The following is a 15,935-nucleotide window of genomic DNA, read 5'->3' as shown; positions in this document are numbered from 1 at the left end:
CTTAAAACTGAAAATAAATAAAAGGCACTTCAGAAAAACTCATAAACAATATCAAAAGAAACACCATTATGCAGTAGAAAAGCCAGCGTAAAGGGCGGGGCCATGTAACAGCGGTTTTTTCAATGGCAAAATCACTTTCCCTTCCCAGCCATTCGGCGGTTATAAAAGCCACTACAAGTAAAAGAACCGTAAGTGCATAAGGCTTATTGTCAAATTGAGGTATGCTGAATAAGGTTGGTGAAAACAACCTGCGGCAATACCCTATTGCGTGCGGTAAGGTTGCCGACCTGAAAAATATCCACCCAATGGTAACAAGGCTAAACGTTACCACGATATTGATGAATTCTTTAAACGACGGAATGATCTTTCCCTGAGCAGCTATTGCTGTGTTTTTGCGGTTAGTGCCGGCAAGGAGCAGGGGTAAAAAATAAACGGCGTGCAGTAACCCCCATGCAATAAAAGTAAAATTTGCGCCATGCCACAGGCCGCTTACTAAAAAAATTATGAATACGTTGCGAACGGTTTGAAAACGGCTGCCGCGGCTGCCGCCCAGGGGAATGTACACATAATCTTTAAACCACGAAGTAAGCGATATGTGCCAGCGCCGCCAAAACTCGGCAATGTCCCTGGAAAAATAAGGGTAATTAAAATTTTTGAGGAGGTTAAAGCCTAAAAGCTTTGATACACCCGATGCAATATCAGTATACCCCGAAAAGTCGCCATAAATTTGAAAAGAGAAAAGAAATGCACCAAAAACCAGGTTGCTTGCCGGCTGGTACTGATAGTTAGCAAATATATGGTTTACAAAGTAGGCGCAGTTATCGGCAATGACCATTTTTTTAAACAAACCCCATAGTACCTGCCTCATCCCAATTATTGCTAAAGGATAGTCAAAAGCGCGGGGCTTTTGTATTTGCGGGAGCAAATGCGTGGCACGCTCTATAGGGCCTGCTACCAGCAGCGGAAAAAAGCTTACAAACAGGCTGTAGTTTACGATGTTTGCAGTAGGGGAAATGCGGCCTTTATACACATCTATAACATAAGATAACCCATGAAATGTATAAAACGAAATGCCTACCGGCAAGACAACCGATAGCAGGTAAACATTAGCGTTAAACCCAAAAGACTCCAGCAGCTGTGCTGCCGAGCTTATAAAAAAGTTATAGTATTTAAAAAATGCCAGCAGCCCCAGGTTAATGGTAATAGCGGTATACAGCCACGCTTTTTTATGCCTTACCGATGCGGCTATGGCCCTGGCGCTATAAAAGTCAAGCAGGGTAGAGAAGGCGAGCAGCAGGCCAAAGCGCCAGTTCCAGCTGCAATAAAAATAATAGCTGGCTACTACCAGCAGCGTATTTTGCAGCCACAGCCTCCTGGTGCCCGCAAGCCAATATAAGGCAAAGACAATTACAAAAAAAACGGCAAACTGTAGTGAGTTAAACAGCATTATAAGCTACGTGATAAAGTTGCGGCAATATACTATAAAATTACATTCGCAAGACTGTAATTTATCCCGGACCCCTTCTGCCGCTCCTGCCGCCGGGCGATTCATTATTTCCTTTTTTACCGCCAAACTGGTTTATCTTGTAAGTTAGCGAAAACATAAGGTAACGCTTAAGTACCGTATTCTGGTAATCGTTAATGCCATTTGGGGTAATGGTGCGCCCGGTACCCAGGTTCTGGTTCAGCAGGTCATATACCTTTACCTTAAACAGCATTTTATCGGCCAGGAAATTGTAGCCTACGCTGGTGTTCCATAAAAAGAAATCTTTTTTATATCCTGCACTTAATTGCGAATTATAAGTGTAGTTAAAATCGTTGCCTACCACAAAATGCTTCGGCCAGTAATTGGTTATCAATAGTGTGGCCTTATGCACAAAATTAGTTGCGCCAGCCCTGTCAAAATTAGTATACCGGGTATCGTTAAATGTGTAAGAATAAGACGGATTGATGCTTAGCAGTTCGCCAAGGTCATAATTAAAGTTAACATTTGGTGTAACGCTAAAAGCTTTGGCGGTATACAACGTGGCATTGGTAAATCCCTTATCAAGGCTGTAATTGCTGCGTATGCCTAAAGTATAACGGTAGGTGTTGCCCTTTTCTGTTTTTATCGATTTACTAAAATTACCGCCAAGCCTGGCATTATATCCTCCATTTATGTTTCTGTAAGTGGTGTTTCGCTTTGCCACGCTGTCTACTATTGTGTAGTTTACTATCTGCGTTTCATTAATCGTAGCGCCGCCATAAAGGTAGTAGCCGGACCGGGTAGCCCAGTCGTAATTATTATAGCTAAGGTTAATGCTGTGGTTTTTGGCTGGCTTCAGGTCGGCATTACCGCTTATAGTGCTCAGTGCGCTACTTACATCGCTTATAGGTAGTATTTGCCTTGCAGATGGCATATTTACGTTAAAGCTGTAACCCGAATAAAATGTTTTCCCTCTGTCAAAACGGTACCTGAAACCAACGCGCGCGGTGGGCAGTACAAAGTTTTTGTTTACCCGGTACTGCTCACCCAAGTACTCGCCGTAATTATCAAAATTATAAAGGGCGGTGCCAATATTACCATTTATATCGATCTTCTTCTTTTTAAGGTGAATGATGGCATACGGGTTTAGTTTTGAAGTTTTACTTTGGTAATAACTGGTTATTAGGTCGTTTACTGCGGTATAGTCGTTGGTGGCGCCATCATAATCAAAACCTTTGTTGTTTTCTATGCTGTTATCCCGGTTATAAAAAGTGCCTATACTAACATCAATCGAGTCGCTTATCGGTTCAGTATACAGCAGGTCGAGCGCGTAGCTGTCGTTTACCTGCTGTCTTTTTTGAAGCTGGTTTCTTATGTCTTCGCGAGTTTCGATGGTGCCGTCATCATTGGTATCCTCATAAAAGCGGGTAACGGTATTGTTTATGTTTGCCGCGTCGTCTTTTGTATTGCTATTAGTAAGCTCCACATTTACAGAGCGGCCTTTTTTGCTGAGCGTCCTAAAATAATTAATAGAACTTGCAAAGTTTGAATTATCGCTGTCGGCGAGGGTTTGCCCGTTAGCCTCGTTCAGTAAGGTGCCTTCATCGTCAGTTGTGGTTTGAGTTGATGATCGCGTACTTTTACTGTTAGAGCGAATAAACTTCGGGTCAAAAAACAGGGTAGATGTACTGTCAATCTTATACTGAAACTCTGTGCCGATATTGTTGCTAAATTTGATGTTCTCGCTCCTGCTAACCGATTCGTTTATCAGGCTCCCTGCGTTATCAGGCAAAAATGTTTCGTTGCGGCTGCGGCTGTCGTTCTTAGAATTGGTGCTGGTGTAAAAATAATTAAGCGCAGGGGTAAGGTCTTTAAGCCATTCGTCGGCATAGTTAAGCCCCACCGCGTTTGTGGTGGTAATACCGCTTCCGCCGCCCACGCGCACGCCGTTTATATAGGTGCTGCCATCGCCTCCGCTCCATACGCTCATGTTGCGGCCTCCGCCCATGCTGTCAAAAATCTCGTCGTTGCTAAACCCTGACGAATTTATATTGTTGCTCGCCGCCAGCAGGCTTATCTTTTGCTTGCCCTTAAAGTAATTTACTATAGCATTGCTTTCATAGCGGTCGTCAGTACCGTAGCCACCCATCACCTTGCCAAAAATACCTTTGTTCTTGTCTTCGTCTATGGTAAAGTTTATAGTGCTGTTATCGCCGCTGGCCCGTTGCTTTGCCAACTCCTCCCGTTTGGTCTTGGTATCAGTAACCTGTACCTTTTTTATCACCTCTGCCGGAAGGTTTTGCAGCGCTATCTTACCGTCTTTATCAAAAAAGGGCTTGCCGTTTACCAGTATCTGGTTAACTTCTTTGCCGTTTACGGTTATCTTGCCGGTATCATCGATATCCACGCCGGGGAGTTGCTTTAGCAGGCTCTGCACATTGGCATCGGGCCGCACTTTAAACGATGCCGCATCAAACTCCAGCGTATCCTGTTTTATACGGATGGGTGGCACTTCACCCTCTATAACTACCTCTTTAAGGTCAGTACCCTCAGCCATTTTTACCGTTCCAAAATCAGTATCGGCAGTTATTGCACCCACTTTTTTCTGGTAATTGGTAAATCCCACAAAACTTACCTTCAGGTAAAGTTCTTTTGTGGTGGCACGTGTTTTTATAACCCAGTTGCCTTTGCTGTCAGTAATTGTGTATTCTACCAGGGTAGAGTCTTTTACACTGCTTAGGTATACCGTTGCCGATTCCAGCGGAAGGTTGTCAGGGTCAGTCACGGTACCCGTCAGGGTTATATTTTGGCTGTAGCCAATAGTTGTGCAGGCCAATAGGAGCAGGGTAATGAGTATGCGCATTTAGGGATGTTGGTTATTGTATAGCTAAAAGACTGCATATACCAGCAAAGGTTTAACTACAGTTGCAATTTATAGATAAATGCAGTAACCAGCTTTATTTCTGTTCCTCTTTTTTACCTGCAAATTTATCAAGCTTTACGCTTAGCGAAAACATTACGTAGCGCTTAAGCACGGTATTGAGCTGTTCTGAAATACCCGTAGGCGTAAGGCTGCGTGAGGCACCCAGGTTTTGGTTTAGTAAGTCGTATACTTTTACCTTAAAGGTAAATTTGTCTTTAAGGAAGTTGTAACCAAGGCTGGTGTTAAGCAGGTAATATGACTTGCGGAACGATGCCTGCTGCGAGTTGTAGTTGTAAGTAAGGTCGTTGCCCCAAACTACATGCTTGGGCCAGCGGCTGGTAGTGGCAAGGCTCAGCCGGTGTATGGTGCTTTTTGCCGAACTAATTACATAATTATCATAATCGGTCTGGTTAAACTCTATGCGGTAACGTGGGTTTATGGTAAGCAGCTCGCCATAACTGTATGTTAAGCCTACCCAGGGCTCTGTTGAATATGAAAGCGATGTAAACAATTGTTCGTTTTGCCGCCCTTTATTAAGCCCGCTTTCTATATACATACCTACCGACGCGTTGAGGCTGTGCGCTTCGCGTTTAAATGTTTTACCATATTGGCCGCCAAGCCAGTACTGGTAGGTATCGTTTACGTTAAAATATGATACGGTTGTACGGGCATTTTCGTCGATAAGCGTGCTGGTAGAAATATTATTCTGGTAATATGTACCCCCCGCATAGATGTTGTAACCTATTTTTTCAGACCAGTTGTAGTCATACAGGTTTATCCACAGGTTATGCGTTTTTACAAAGTCAAGGTCGCTGTTGCCTATTATAGTGGTTAGCGGGTTAAGTACATCGGCCACGGGCAGTATTTGCGATGCCTGCGGGGCGGTAAAGTTGTAATCGTAACTAATACTAAAGCTGCGTGTTTTGGTAAAATTGTAGTTAAGGTACATCTCTACATTAGGTATAACCTCATTACGCTTGGCGCTAAGGCCATTGCCCAGATAGCTGCCGTTTGCCGCATAGTCTATAAAGAATGTACCGGCCTCTATATTAAAATACATTTTAGATTTGGTAAAGTTGTATCCCAGTGCCGGTTTTGCCCTGTTGGTTTTAGCGCTCAGGTAACCGCTCAGCGCATCGTTATAGTCGCTGTAGTTATCAGTACCCTGGTTAAAGTTGTAACCCCTGCGGTTTTCGCTTTCGGTTTCGCGCCACACTTCACCCTGAAAATACACGTTGCTGGAATCGGTTACCGGCTCGCCATACGACACCGAAAAATGGTAGATGTCTTTACTGGTATCGGTGCGGCGTATCTGGTTGCGGTTTTCGGTAGTCACAACCGGTGTGCCACCGGCATAATCATAGGTATTGGTAATGGTGTTGTTCAGGTTATAGTTGTCGCCCTTCTGGTTGTTATTTTCCAGGTCGAAGCTCAGGAACCGCCCTTTTTTTGCGTTGAATTTTTTAGTGGCTACAAGCGTATTGCTAAAACCGGTGGTATTGTTTTCTGATGAGTTAACACCATTGTTATCGTTCAGCACTTCACCCGAAGCCAGGCGATAGGTACTGCTGGAGGCCTCGTTTTTAGTGTAATTATGCCCCTTTTGGAATTTAGGTTCGGCATAAATGGTAAACGTAGAGTCGGCTTTTATTTCAAACTGCGTGTTTACATAATGGCCGTATCGGTCCTGGTGGTTCTTGCCTGTGCTTTCGGTTACATAGCTCTGGTCTGCATCCGTTTCGGTTTCTTTTGGCACAAAGGTAGTTACTTTGCTTTCAGTATCGTTTTTACTGTCTGTACCGGTATAAAAGTAATTCACTGCGCCCTCAAAGCCCTTGGCCCACTTATCCGCATAATACGCGCCTCCAATATCGGTACGGGTAATACCCTGGCCACCGCCAAACTGCATACCATTTATGTTAAAGCTCTTACCGTCGCTCCAGGCACTTGTGTTGCGCCCACCACTCATGTTGTCAAAAATCTCATCCATAGAAAACCCTGTGGAGTTGATGTTGTTGGTACTGGCAAGCACACTTATCTTCCGTTCACCTTTAAAATAATTGGCCAGCATACTGTGTTCATAAACTCCGCTTGTGCCGAAGCCCACAGTGGCCCGCCCGAATATTCCCTTATTCTTTTCTTCGTCTATAGTTATGTTTATGCTGGCCTCGTTACCGGTAGATTTTTGCCCGGTCATTTCTTCCTCCTTCGTTTTAGTATCGCTAACCTGTATTTTATTGATTATCTCTGCCGGAAGGTTTTGCAGCGCAATTTTGCCGTCTTTATCAAAAAAGGGCTTTCCGTTAACCAGTATCTGGCTTACCTCTTTACCGTTTACGGTAATTTTGCCGGTTTCGTCTATTTCTACACCGGGCAGCTGCTTAAGCAGCTCCTGCACATTGGCATCCTCCCGCACGTTAAACGAGGCCGCGTCAAACTCCAGCGTGTCTTTTTTTATGCGTATGGGCGGTACTTCGCCTTCTATAACCACTTCGTTAAGGTTGGTACCTTTGTCCTGCATCTGTATCGTTCCAAAATCAGTATCTGAGGTAATTTTATCTATAAGCTGCCTGTGCGTGGTAAAACCCACGTAAGACACCTTTAGGTAGACCGGCGCATCAAAGGCCCTGGTTTTAAGCTGCCAGCCGCCTTTATTATCAGTAATGGTGTAATTGATAAGGGTAGAATCTTTAGCTGAACTGATGTACACAGTTGCGGCCTCCAGTGGAACGTTGTCAGGGTCGGTTACGTTGCCGGAGAGGGTAATGTTTTGGGCAGAAACAGCCCATGAGAATGCTAGTAACAGCACGGTGATTAAGGTGCGCATTTGATTTGATGATTTTGATTGATGATGATATAAAACGCTAAATACGGTTTTTGTTATGTCAAATGCAAGAAAAATTGTGCAAGTTGCTTCTTTTAGAATCATTTTTACTAAAAAATGGCAGTGTTTGCGCGCCCCGGGCTAACCCAAATATTTATTCTGTGCCGAAGCTTTGCAGCAGCTACAGAATTTATTTCTATCTTGCCTTTCAGGATAAGGCTATGTATTTATTACGCCGAAACTTGAAAATCAGTATACCGTATTAACACAACCATGAAAAAACTACTTTTATTTACATTACTTTTTTTTACAGCAATAAGTAACGCGCAGGATATAACAGGCGACTGGCACGGCAGGCTCGTTTTCCCTGGCGGAAAACTTCGCATAAGCCTGCATATAACCAAACTGGAAAACGGCTACAGTGGTACTATGGACAGCCCAGACCAGGGCGCTAACGGTATACCGCTTACCACGGTGGCTTTTGAAAGTGGCATCTTTGCTTTTGCCATTCCGCAGGGCGGCATTAATTATAAAGGCACGGTAGCGGGGACCGAAATAAAAGGCAATTTTAGTCAAAAAGGTGTAGATGTCCCGCTTAATTTTGGCCGAACTGAAATAAAAAAAGAAACACTTAAGCGCCCGCAGGAGCCTGAAAAGCCCTATCCGTATTATGAGGAAGAAGTTAGCTTTAGTAATGATAAAGCAGGCATCTCATTAGGGGGAACACTTACATTGCCAAAACAGGGCGGCAGCAACTACCCGGCGGTGGTATTAATAACCGGCAGCGGCCCGCAAAACAGGGATGAAGAAATACTGGGCCACAAGCCATTCCTTGTAATTGCCGATTACCTTACCCGCCAGGGCATCGCCGTACTGCGGTATGACGACCGCGGCGTGGGCAAAAGCACCGGAAAATTCAGTACTGCTACTACTGCCGATTTTGCGACCGATGCTGAAGCGGCCTTTGCCTACCTTAAGACCCGTAAAGAAATCAACGCGAAAAAAATAGGGCTGGCGGGCCATAGCGAGGGTGGCATTATAGCGCCCATAGTGGCCGCAAACCACCCTGATGTGGCCTTTATAGTATTGCTGGCGGGTACCGCGATACCCGGGGATGAACTTTTAATGCTACAAAATTACCTTGCAGGAAAAGCAAACGGCATGCCTGAAGAAGATTTAGCTAAACTGGGTAGCATAAACCGCGGTATATATACTATTGTAAAAGAGGAAGACAACCCCGCGGTGTTAAAAACCAGGTTAAGGGCGGCGCTGAATAAAGACCTTAAACCGCTGCTGATTTCTAAGGGCATACCTGAAAGTGAGGTCGTAAACAATATAGAATCCCAGTTGAGTGACTATACCACGCCGTGGTACATTAATTTTATACGCTATAACCCTTATCCCGTGTTAGAAAGACTGCAATGCCCAATACTTGCGATAAATGGCGATAAAGACGTGCAGGTGGCTCCCAAGGCAAACCTTGATGCCATAAAGCGTGCAGCAGATAAAAGCGGTAATAAAAAAGTTATAACAAAAGAGCTTCCGGGGCTTAACCACCTGTTCCAGGCCAGTACTACGGGCGCTCCGTCAGAATACGGCGATATTGAGGAGACTTTTAACCCCGCCGCACTTAAAATTGTGGGCGACTGGATAGCCATTCAGGTAAAATAAATTATTTGCTATGGTAACCGTTTATAAATCGAAAATAGGGTGGGAAATCATCGCCCTGCTTGCAGCATGCTTTATTCCGGCGTTTATTGCCGAGGCAAATACCCCGGGTAAAGGTACAGGAGGCCTGTATGTTATGGCCGGGGTTATGGTACTGGTTATCGCCCTGCTTTGTACCACATACTACAAGGTTAAGGGTACTACACTACGGGCATATGTGCTTTTTATTCCTTACAGGCCGGTGGCTATTTTATCCATCACTAAGATTGAAGAAACATTTAACCCGCTTAGCGCCCCGGCAACTTCTATTGACCGCCTGGGCATTACGCATGGTGACGGCTACCTCCTTATTTCGCCAAAAGATAAAGCCGGTTTTATAGCACACATGCAGCAAATAAACCCGGGCATAGTATTTGTACCGCGAAAGAAGAAGTAAAAAACAGGCTGAACTATTATTTTTATACATTTGGCTTGTAACAAACTAAACATATTGGTTACTTATACCGCAACAAAAGTTATTATATGAAAAAAATTATCTGTTCGCTTGCTTTTGCCCTAACCATGGGTGGGCTGGCGCATGCGCAAAAAGGAGGCGACGTTAAAGTGGCTATTGACCTTACTACTATTAAAGACGATAAAGTAATGGTTACGGTTACCCCCGCGGCAATTAAAGAAAAAACGGTTACGTATTACATACCTAAAACGGTTCCCGGTACGTACAGCGATGACGATTACGGGCAGTTTATTGAAGGTGTAAAGGCTTATGACAAAAAAGGCAAAGAACTTACAGTAACTAAAGGCGACGTAAACTCCTGGAAAATAGACGGCGCTAACAAGCTGGCAAAGCTTACTTACCTGGTAAACGACACCTACGATAATGAAAGCGAAAGGAAAGAGAAAATATTTTCGCCATCGGGCAGTAACATAGCGGCGGGTACAAACATAATGCTGAACACGCACGCATTTGTTGGCTATTTTAGCGGTATGACCGAAACACCTTATGATGTTACCATAAGCCACCCGGCAATGCTTACGGGCTTTACCAGTATGGTAGACCTTGATAAGAGCGACACGGCAGACCAGTTTAAAACATCACGCTACCTGGAGCTTACCGAATACCCTATAATGTATACCAAGCCCGATTTTACCACATTTAACGCCGAAGGCATGGATATTACGATAGCAGTATATTCGCCAAACGGCAAGGTAACGGCTAAAGACATTACCCCAATGATGGAGAAGACTATGCGTGCCCAAAAGAAATTCCTGGGCGCCATTAACTCCAATAAAAAATATACCGTGCTGGTATACCTTTCAGACATGACCGAAACCGATGCTTCTGGCTTTGGCGCGCTGGAACACCCCACCTGTACCACGGTTGTAATGCCGGAAACTATGGGGGTTGAAGCGCTTGCAGAGCAGCTTAAGGATATTGTGTCGCATGAGTTCTTCCACATTGTAACGCCGCTTAGTGTGCACAGTAAAGAAATTCAGTTCTTTGACTTTAACGCGCCAAAAATGAGTGAGCACCTTTGGATGTATGAGGGTGTAACAGAGTATTTTGCTAACCTGTTCCAGGTAAACCAGGGGCTTATTGATGAAGACGCCTTTTTTATACGTATGGCCGAGAAGATAGCAAACGCCGGCGAGTTTGACGATACTATGCCGTTTACCGTAATGAGTAAAGGGGTATTGGCAGAGCCTTATAAAAAAGAATACCGCAATGTTTATGAAAAAGGGGCGCTGATAGCCATGTGCGTAGACATCATCATCCGCGAGGAGAGCAAAGGCCAGAAAGGTATACTTACACTGATGCGCGACCTTACCAAGGCGTACGGTAACAACAAGCCTTTTGACGATGCCGAGCTGTTTGGAAAAATTACAGAACTTACCTATCCTGAAGTAGGTGAGTTCCTTAAAACATACGTAGCAGGGCCTACACCTATACCTTACGCGGAGTATTTTGCGAAAGTGGGCGTAACACCTTCCGCTACCTCTAAACCGGGTAACCCATTCCTTAAAGGTATGAGGGAACCGTTGGTAGGTATAGACCAGACAAAAGCAATTTTTGTAAGGCCGGATATAGAGCCTAATGTTTTCTTTACCACTTTAGGCATTCAGAAAGGCGACGTATTGCTTGCTTTTAATGAAAAAGAGTACAACCTGGATAATATTAACGACTTTATTACTACCAGCCTGAGCTGGAAAGATGGCGATGCCATTAGCGTAAAAATAAAACGCGACGGTAAAGAGCAGGTTGTAAAAGGGAAGATAAAGCTGCCTACCGAAGATGTAGAAGGCTGGAAAGCTACTGATGCTTCTAAAGCCGCACTGCGCGAAGCTTGGCTTAAAGGCTAATACTATAACGACTTTTTTAAATTTAATCCCCAACGCACAAAATGTTGGGGATTTTTTTATAAAAACAATTTTTAGGCGATACAATGTCTAATCCATAATTTTTATTACTTTGCGCTGATTTTAAAAACAGATAACCGCTTCATGAAAAAACTTTTCCCTGCATTTGCCGCACTTGCATTATTAGTATCCGCCTGCAATAAAGAAACCCACGGTGATGCCAACGTGCACATAACCGGAAATGTAAAGGGCTTTAAGAGCGGAAAACTGTTTATTAAAAGAGAAGTAGATACAAGCCTGGTAAATATCGATACTATAGAGGTAGACGGTAATTCGGCTTTTGAAAGCTACCTGAAGCTGGAATCTCCCGAAATGCTTTACCTTGTTATAGACCGCGGTACAACGGAAAGTATAGATGATAACCTGAAGTTTTTTGCAGAGCCGGGTACCGTTAATATAGAAACTACACTCGACTATTTTTATTCTAAAGCAAAAATTACCGGCAGCAAAAATCACGACAAATATGAAGAGTTTAAAAAGGTAAGGGCCCGCTTTACGGATGAGCACCTTGACCTGCTGCAAAAAAATATTGAAGCCACAGCGGTAGCGGATGTTGCACGGCTGGACAGTATCGCCGCAGCTGAAGAGCAAAACCAAAAAAGGCGCTACCTGTATACCGCAAACTTTGCGCTTAAAAACGGTAAGTATGAGGTAGCGCCTTACATAGCGCTGTCTGAAATACAGGATATAAACACTAAATATCTTGATACCATACAAAAAGGCATGACAAAAAAGGTAGCCGCATCTAAATATGGCAGGATGCTTACCAAATATGTGGCCGACCGTAAAAAGTATGAAGCGGAAGCTGTAAAATAAGCGCGAAAGTTATAACGCTTTGCCATTTTTGTGAAAAAATGCTACATTTGTTTTGCATTCAACTATTCAATGATTGTGAAAACAAGCATAATAAATTACACCTACCTATATTTTTTCTTTGCATCGCTGGGCATCTTTCTATATGCCCTTATTATTATGATTGGAGGGCAGGGTGGTATGGTAGGCTTTACATTGTTTAACCGCTACATGTACCTTGATGGTTTTCAGCTAAGCATACTTTTTAAAGTGGCGTACCTTGTTCTGGCACTTGGTTATTATTTTGCCGACAGGTTAAACCTGCAGCTTAATAAAAAAGTAACGTTACTGCACGCCTATATAACCATAGGCGCTGTTTTATTAAATGCTATCGTTGTTTTTATTAACAGTTGCTTTGTTCAAAATTACACTTATGTATACCGTATTAACGAAATAATTAGCCTGGGGTGCTGCGGTACGGCCCTGCTTGCCCAACCGCTTTTTTTGTGGAACCTGCTCCAGGCTGTGTTAAAAAAAAACAATTAAGCTTTTTATCTCGTTAAATACGGAGGCTCACTACCGCGCTTTTAAGTGCTGCCGCGGCGTGTTTTATAGTTGCGGGCCAGTCCTCGGCTGCGGCACCATCTGCACCATCTGATATGTATTTAAGGCTTAAGAACGGTATGTTTTCATGCAGTGCCAGCCACGCCATGGCATAAGCTTCCATATCAATTACATTATAATCGGCTGTATCATGGTTTACCACAAAGCTGTCGCCCGTGCCACAAATGCCCAATGGAAAGCCTTCGGCCTTAAGCCCGTTAAGCAGTACCGGCTCATGCGTAGCAAAGGGCGTATGGTATTTGTCAAAGCCCAGTGGCGTTACATCCATATCGCGCTGCACAAAGCCCGTACAGCACACTATCGACCCCCTGTTGTGCTCCAGGCTGCCCGCAGAACCCAAATTCACTATAATACCTGGTTTCTCATGCTGTATGCGCTTCATGAGGTGGTACATAGCATTTAATTTGCCCACGCCTACAAAGAGCGGCTTTTCGTCGGCAAACTCATTTGCAGCTTCAGATTCGAGCGCAAAAACATACAGCGGGTTATCATTCAGCAATTGTTTGATGTGGGAATTATCTACCGAAGTATGCAACATAGAGGAGTTTTTAAGTTGGCGCAAAGATAATGGAAAGATTTTGTGGGAATGAATATAGGTAAAAACAAAAAAACCACCCTGAATAGGGTGGTTTTATACTGAGCCGATAGAGGGACTCGAACCCACGACCTGCTGATTACAAATCAGCTGCTCTAGCCAGCTGAGCTACACCGGCATTCTCAATACGGGTGCAAATATAACAGTGGATTTTAAATTTCCAAAGAAATACCGGCACTTTTTATTGATATTTTTTGCTTACAGCGCGTTTAGTTTCCCAATAAGCTGGTTAGCAGTTTCTTCAAGTTTTTTGTTTATTTGCTTAAAGTGTGCTTTTTTATCTTCTACCTTTTTTGCATTAACCTGCTTCATAAGGTCGTCAAATACGGTAATAGCCTCATCTATAATAGCTTCTCCTGCTGCTGCAGATTTTCCGTCTTTTACAAGTTCATTAAGGTATACTGCCTCAATGATATCGCCCAATACAAAATTGATGTCTTTTTTTAAGTTTCTTACACTTGCCATTTCTCTGTTCTTTTAAATTATGGCGCAAAATTACGCCTTTTGTTAATAAAATCTGTTAAGAAATGTATATTTCTAACAAAGTAGCATTTCCTGCCAGCGTAAATGCTTTTACAGCAGCCGGCACCAGTATTGTGTCTCCTTTTTTAAAGCTATAGGCTTCGCCTTCTATATCAACCGTAAACTCACCATCCGTACAAATGTAAACCGTAAAGCTCTCGCCGCTGCGGCTTACAGTTGTGCTGCCATCTAAAGGTAAAAAGTTAGTTGTAAAATACGGGCAGTCTACCATCGTGTTGCTCTTGTTCGATTGGGTAGTGTAGTGCTTTTGGGTATCGGTCTCATTGTAGTTCATGGCGTCAAGCGCCTCTTCTACATGCAGCTGTCGGCCATTGCCGTTAGCATCTACCCTGTCCCAATCGTAAATACGGTAGGTAATGTCGCTTGTTTGCTGAATTTCCGCGATAACAATACCCGCTCCTATGGCGTGTATGGTCCCGGTTTCAAGGAAAAATACCTGGCCTTTTTCTGCCGGTACCTGGTTCAATATATCTATAAGTTGTTTACTTTCGAGCTTTTCTACATATTCTTCCGGGCTCGATGTGTGGTTAAAGCCTACAATAATGCGCGAACCCGGGTCGGCCTGCATTACATACCACATTTCGGTTTTGCCAAATGAGTTATGGCGTTTTTTTGCCAACTCATCATTCGGGTGTACCTGTATGCTCAGGTCTTCGCGGGCATCCAGGAATTTAAACAACAGCGGAAACTGCTTGCCAAACTTCGCGTGTACCGCAGTACCCAGTATATCATCAGGGTATTGCTCAAGCAAATCGGTAAGCGGCGTACCGGCAAGGGCGCCGTTTTTCACTATGCTTACGTTGCCTTCAACAGCGCTAAGTTCCCAGCTTTCGCCTGTAGTTTCGGTAGGTATGTCTTTACCAAGGTCGGTCCTTAGTTTTGTACCGCCCCAAATGCGGTCTTGTAATATGGGCGTAAAAACGAGTGGGTAATGTTTAGTACTCATAAATTGTTTGTTAGGTTAGCTTTCTCCTTTATAGGTTACAAAATTTCTCGGGGTTTCGTATAATGTTATTTCCAGGCTTTTATCTTCGGCTATGCGGCGGCGTATGCGGTTCCATATCACCACGGCTATATTTTCGGCCGTGGGGTTCAGGTCGGCAAATTCAGGCACATCAAGGTTAAGGTTCTTATGGTCAAAAGGCACCTCTACCTCATCGGTAATAATATCCTTTAGTATTTTTATGTCTATAACATAGCCCGTATCAGGGTCAATGGCACCCGTAACGCTTACAATCAGCTCGTAGTTGTGCCCGTGGAAGTTAGGGTTATTGCACTTGCCGAAGACTGCATTATTCTGTTCCTCCGCCCAGTCTTTGCGGTACAGGCGGTGGGCAGCATTAAAATGGGCGCTTCGGCTTACGGTTACTCTCATTGGTAGTCAGTTGTTGGTTGTTAGTTGCCGGTTGACGGCAGCTTCCAACAACCATCAACCGACAACCATCAACTATACTTTATGTTCTTCTAAAAAATGGTAAAACTCATCAAATATAATCCTGAACCATACGGTATACAGTTCGGGGTGCAGCCGCATATCATCACGTACCTCTTCAACCGCCATCCATTTCCAGCTTTCGGCCTCCTCAGGATTCAGGCTGGGCTCGCCTTCGTAAAGGCCTATCATTACATGGTCAAACTCATGCTCGGTAAGGCCGTTATCAAAAGGCGCTTTATAAATAAACGAAAAGAGCTCCTTAAGCGGGGTGCTAAAACCCATCTCCTCTTGTAAACGGCGTGTACCGGCTTCAATGTTGCTTTCGCCGTCGCGCTGGTGGCTACAGGTAGTATTCGTCCACAAGAGGGGCGAATGGTACTTGTGGGCGGCGCGCTGCTGTAGCATAATCTCATTTTTGCTGTTTACCACAAATACCGAAAAGGCACGGTGCAGCAGGGCTTTTTCATGCGCTTCCATCTTTGGCATTAGGCCAATGGGCACATCCTGCTCGTTTACCAGTATTACTTGTTCTTCCGTCATAACGTCTTATAGCTTTCAAAAATAAGAAAACTTTTGCGGAAATTAGGCGATTAACGTTTTGTTAGCAGTGGTTTTGTTTTTGGCAATTTCACGGAGGCACACACAGAAGGC

The 15,935-nt window shown here is 44.0% G+C and carries 13 protein-coding genes and 1 tRNA gene; 5 read left to right on the top strand and 9 right to left on the bottom strand.

Translation table 11 applies throughout. The features are described from left to right. Position 1: 1 nt before the first annotated feature. From ACLI09_RS13265 to ACLI09_RS13255, 3 genes are all read right to left on the bottom strand, one after another. Positions 2-1,447: an MBOAT family O-acyltransferase gene (locus ACLI09_RS13265; RefSeq protein WP_411420110.1), complete on the bottom strand. Its 1,446-nt coding sequence runs from the start codon at positions 1,445-1,447 to the stop codon at positions 2-4. Between the two features lie 61 nt (positions 1,448-1,508). After that, positions 1,509-4,328, bottom strand: coding sequence for an outer membrane beta-barrel protein (locus ACLI09_RS13260; RefSeq protein ID WP_411420109.1), 2,820 nt, complete (start codon positions 4,326-4,328; stop codon positions 1,509-1,511). 94 nt (positions 4,329-4,422) lie between these two features. Further along, positions 4,423-7,215, bottom strand: a complete 2,793-nt coding sequence (locus ACLI09_RS13255) for an outer membrane beta-barrel protein (protein WP_411420108.1) — start codon at positions 7,213-7,215, stop codon at positions 4,423-4,425. A gap of 270 nt (positions 7,216-7,485) precedes the next feature. Between ACLI09_RS13255 and ACLI09_RS13250 the strand changes: the two genes are divergently transcribed. From ACLI09_RS13250 to ACLI09_RS13230, 5 genes are all read left to right on the top strand, one after another. Continuing rightward, positions 7,486-8,883 (top strand): alpha/beta hydrolase family protein, encoded by a 1,398-nt coding sequence (locus tag ACLI09_RS13250; protein ID WP_411420107.1) that lies wholly within the window; start codon positions 7,486-7,488, stop codon positions 8,881-8,883. Between the two features lie 10 nt (positions 8,884-8,893). Beyond that, complete coding sequence (locus tag ACLI09_RS13245) at positions 8,894-9,316, top strand: PH domain-containing protein (RefSeq protein ID WP_411420106.1); 423 nt, start codon at positions 8,894-8,896, stop codon at positions 9,314-9,316. Positions 9,317-9,402: 86 nt separating this feature from the next. Then, a complete protein-coding gene (locus ACLI09_RS13240) occupies positions 9,403-11,238 on the top strand; it encodes a peptidase M61 (RefSeq protein ID WP_411420105.1) in 1,836 nt (611 codons plus the stop codon). Positions 11,239-11,379: 141 nt separating this feature from the next. Next, on the top strand, positions 11,380-12,111 hold the full coding sequence (locus ACLI09_RS13235; RefSeq protein WP_411420104.1) for a DUF4369 domain-containing protein: 732 nt from the start codon (positions 11,380-11,382) through the stop codon (positions 12,109-12,111). Between the two features lie 75 nt (positions 12,112-12,186). Continuing rightward, positions 12,187-12,633, top strand: a complete 447-nt coding sequence (locus tag ACLI09_RS13230) for a hypothetical protein (protein ID WP_411420103.1) — start codon at positions 12,187-12,189, stop codon at positions 12,631-12,633. A gap of 13 nt (positions 12,634-12,646) precedes the next feature. Here the strand turns inward: ACLI09_RS13230 and ACLI09_RS13225 are convergent, their stop codons facing one another. The 6 genes from ACLI09_RS13225 to idi form a co-directional block, all read right to left on the bottom strand. Continuing rightward, positions 12,647-13,249: a nucleosidase gene (locus tag ACLI09_RS13225; RefSeq protein WP_411420102.1), complete on the bottom strand. Its 603-nt coding sequence runs from the start codon at positions 13,247-13,249 to the stop codon at positions 12,647-12,649. A gap of 101 nt (positions 13,250-13,350) precedes the next feature. Continuing rightward, a tRNA-Thr gene (locus tag ACLI09_RS13220) sits at positions 13,351-13,424 on the bottom strand. An 80-nt stretch (positions 13,425-13,504) separates the two neighbouring features. Further along, the gene (locus ACLI09_RS13215) at positions 13,505-13,771 is read right to left on the bottom strand and encodes a hypothetical protein (protein WP_411420101.1); all 267 of its coding nucleotides are present in this window, start codon (positions 13,769-13,771) and stop codon (positions 13,505-13,507) included. Positions 13,772-13,826: 55 nt separating this feature from the next. Next, positions 13,827-14,795 carry a type I phosphomannose isomerase catalytic subunit gene (locus ACLI09_RS13210; RefSeq protein WP_411420100.1) on the bottom strand — a complete coding sequence of 323 codons (969 nt, stop codon included), beginning with the start codon at positions 14,793-14,795 and terminating at the stop codon, positions 13,827-13,829. Positions 14,796-14,810: 15 nt separating this feature from the next. Then, complete coding sequence (locus ACLI09_RS13205; protein ID WP_411420099.1) at positions 14,811-15,224, bottom strand: 6-carboxytetrahydropterin synthase; 414 nt, start codon at positions 15,222-15,224, stop codon at positions 14,811-14,813. A 72-nt stretch (positions 15,225-15,296) separates the two neighbouring features. Then, entirely contained in the window at positions 15,297-15,824 is a 528-nt protein-coding gene (idi, locus tag ACLI09_RS13200) for an isopentenyl-diphosphate Delta-isomerase (RefSeq protein ID WP_411420098.1), read from the bottom strand. Between the last annotated feature and the right edge of the window lie 111 nt (positions 15,825-15,935).

Origin of the sequence: Flavobacterium sp. RHBU_24 (genome assembly GCF_046613695.1) — a bacterium.
In the GTDB taxonomy this organism is placed as follows: Bacteria; Bacteroidota; Bacteroidia; order Flavobacteriales; family Flavobacteriaceae; genus Flavobacterium.
This window is presented reverse-complemented; position numbering and strand designations above follow the sequence as displayed.

Coding starts and splice junctions, on each gene's coding strand:
- ACLI09_RS13265 (WP_411420110.1), bottom strand. CDS start 1,447: ATGCTGTTTAACTCACTACAGTTTGCCGTTTTTTTTGTAATTGTCTTT.
- ACLI09_RS13260 (WP_411420109.1), bottom strand. CDS start 4,328: ATGCGCATACTCATTACCCTGCTCCTATTGGCCTGCACAACTATTGGC.
- ACLI09_RS13255 (WP_411420108.1), bottom strand. CDS start 7,215: ATGCGCACCTTAATCACCGTGCTGTTACTAGCATTCTCATGGGCTGTT.
- ACLI09_RS13250 (WP_411420107.1), top strand. CDS start 7,486: ATGAAAAAACTACTTTTATTTACATTACTTTTTTTTACAGCAATAAGT.
- ACLI09_RS13245 (WP_411420106.1), top strand. CDS start 8,894: ATGGTAACCGTTTATAAATCGAAAATAGGGTGGGAAATCATCGCCCTG.
- ACLI09_RS13240 (WP_411420105.1), top strand. CDS start 9,403: ATGAAAAAAATTATCTGTTCGCTTGCTTTTGCCCTAACCATGGGTGGG.
- ACLI09_RS13235 (WP_411420104.1), top strand. CDS start 11,380: ATGAAAAAACTTTTCCCTGCATTTGCCGCACTTGCATTATTAGTATCC.
- ACLI09_RS13225 (WP_411420102.1), bottom strand. CDS start 13,249: ATGTTGCATACTTCGGTAGATAATTCCCACATCAAACAATTGCTGAAT.
- ACLI09_RS13215 (WP_411420101.1), bottom strand. CDS start 13,771: ATGGCAAGTGTAAGAAACTTAAAAAAAGACATCAATTTTGTATTGGGC.
- ACLI09_RS13210 (WP_411420100.1), bottom strand. CDS start 14,795: ATGAGTACTAAACATTACCCACTCGTTTTTACGCCCATATTACAAGAC.
- ACLI09_RS13205 (WP_411420099.1), bottom strand. CDS start 15,224: ATGAGAGTAACCGTAAGCCGAAGCGCCCATTTTAATGCTGCCCACCGC.
- idi (WP_411420098.1), bottom strand. CDS start 15,824: ATGACGGAAGAACAAGTAATACTGGTAAACGAGCAGGATGTGCCCATT.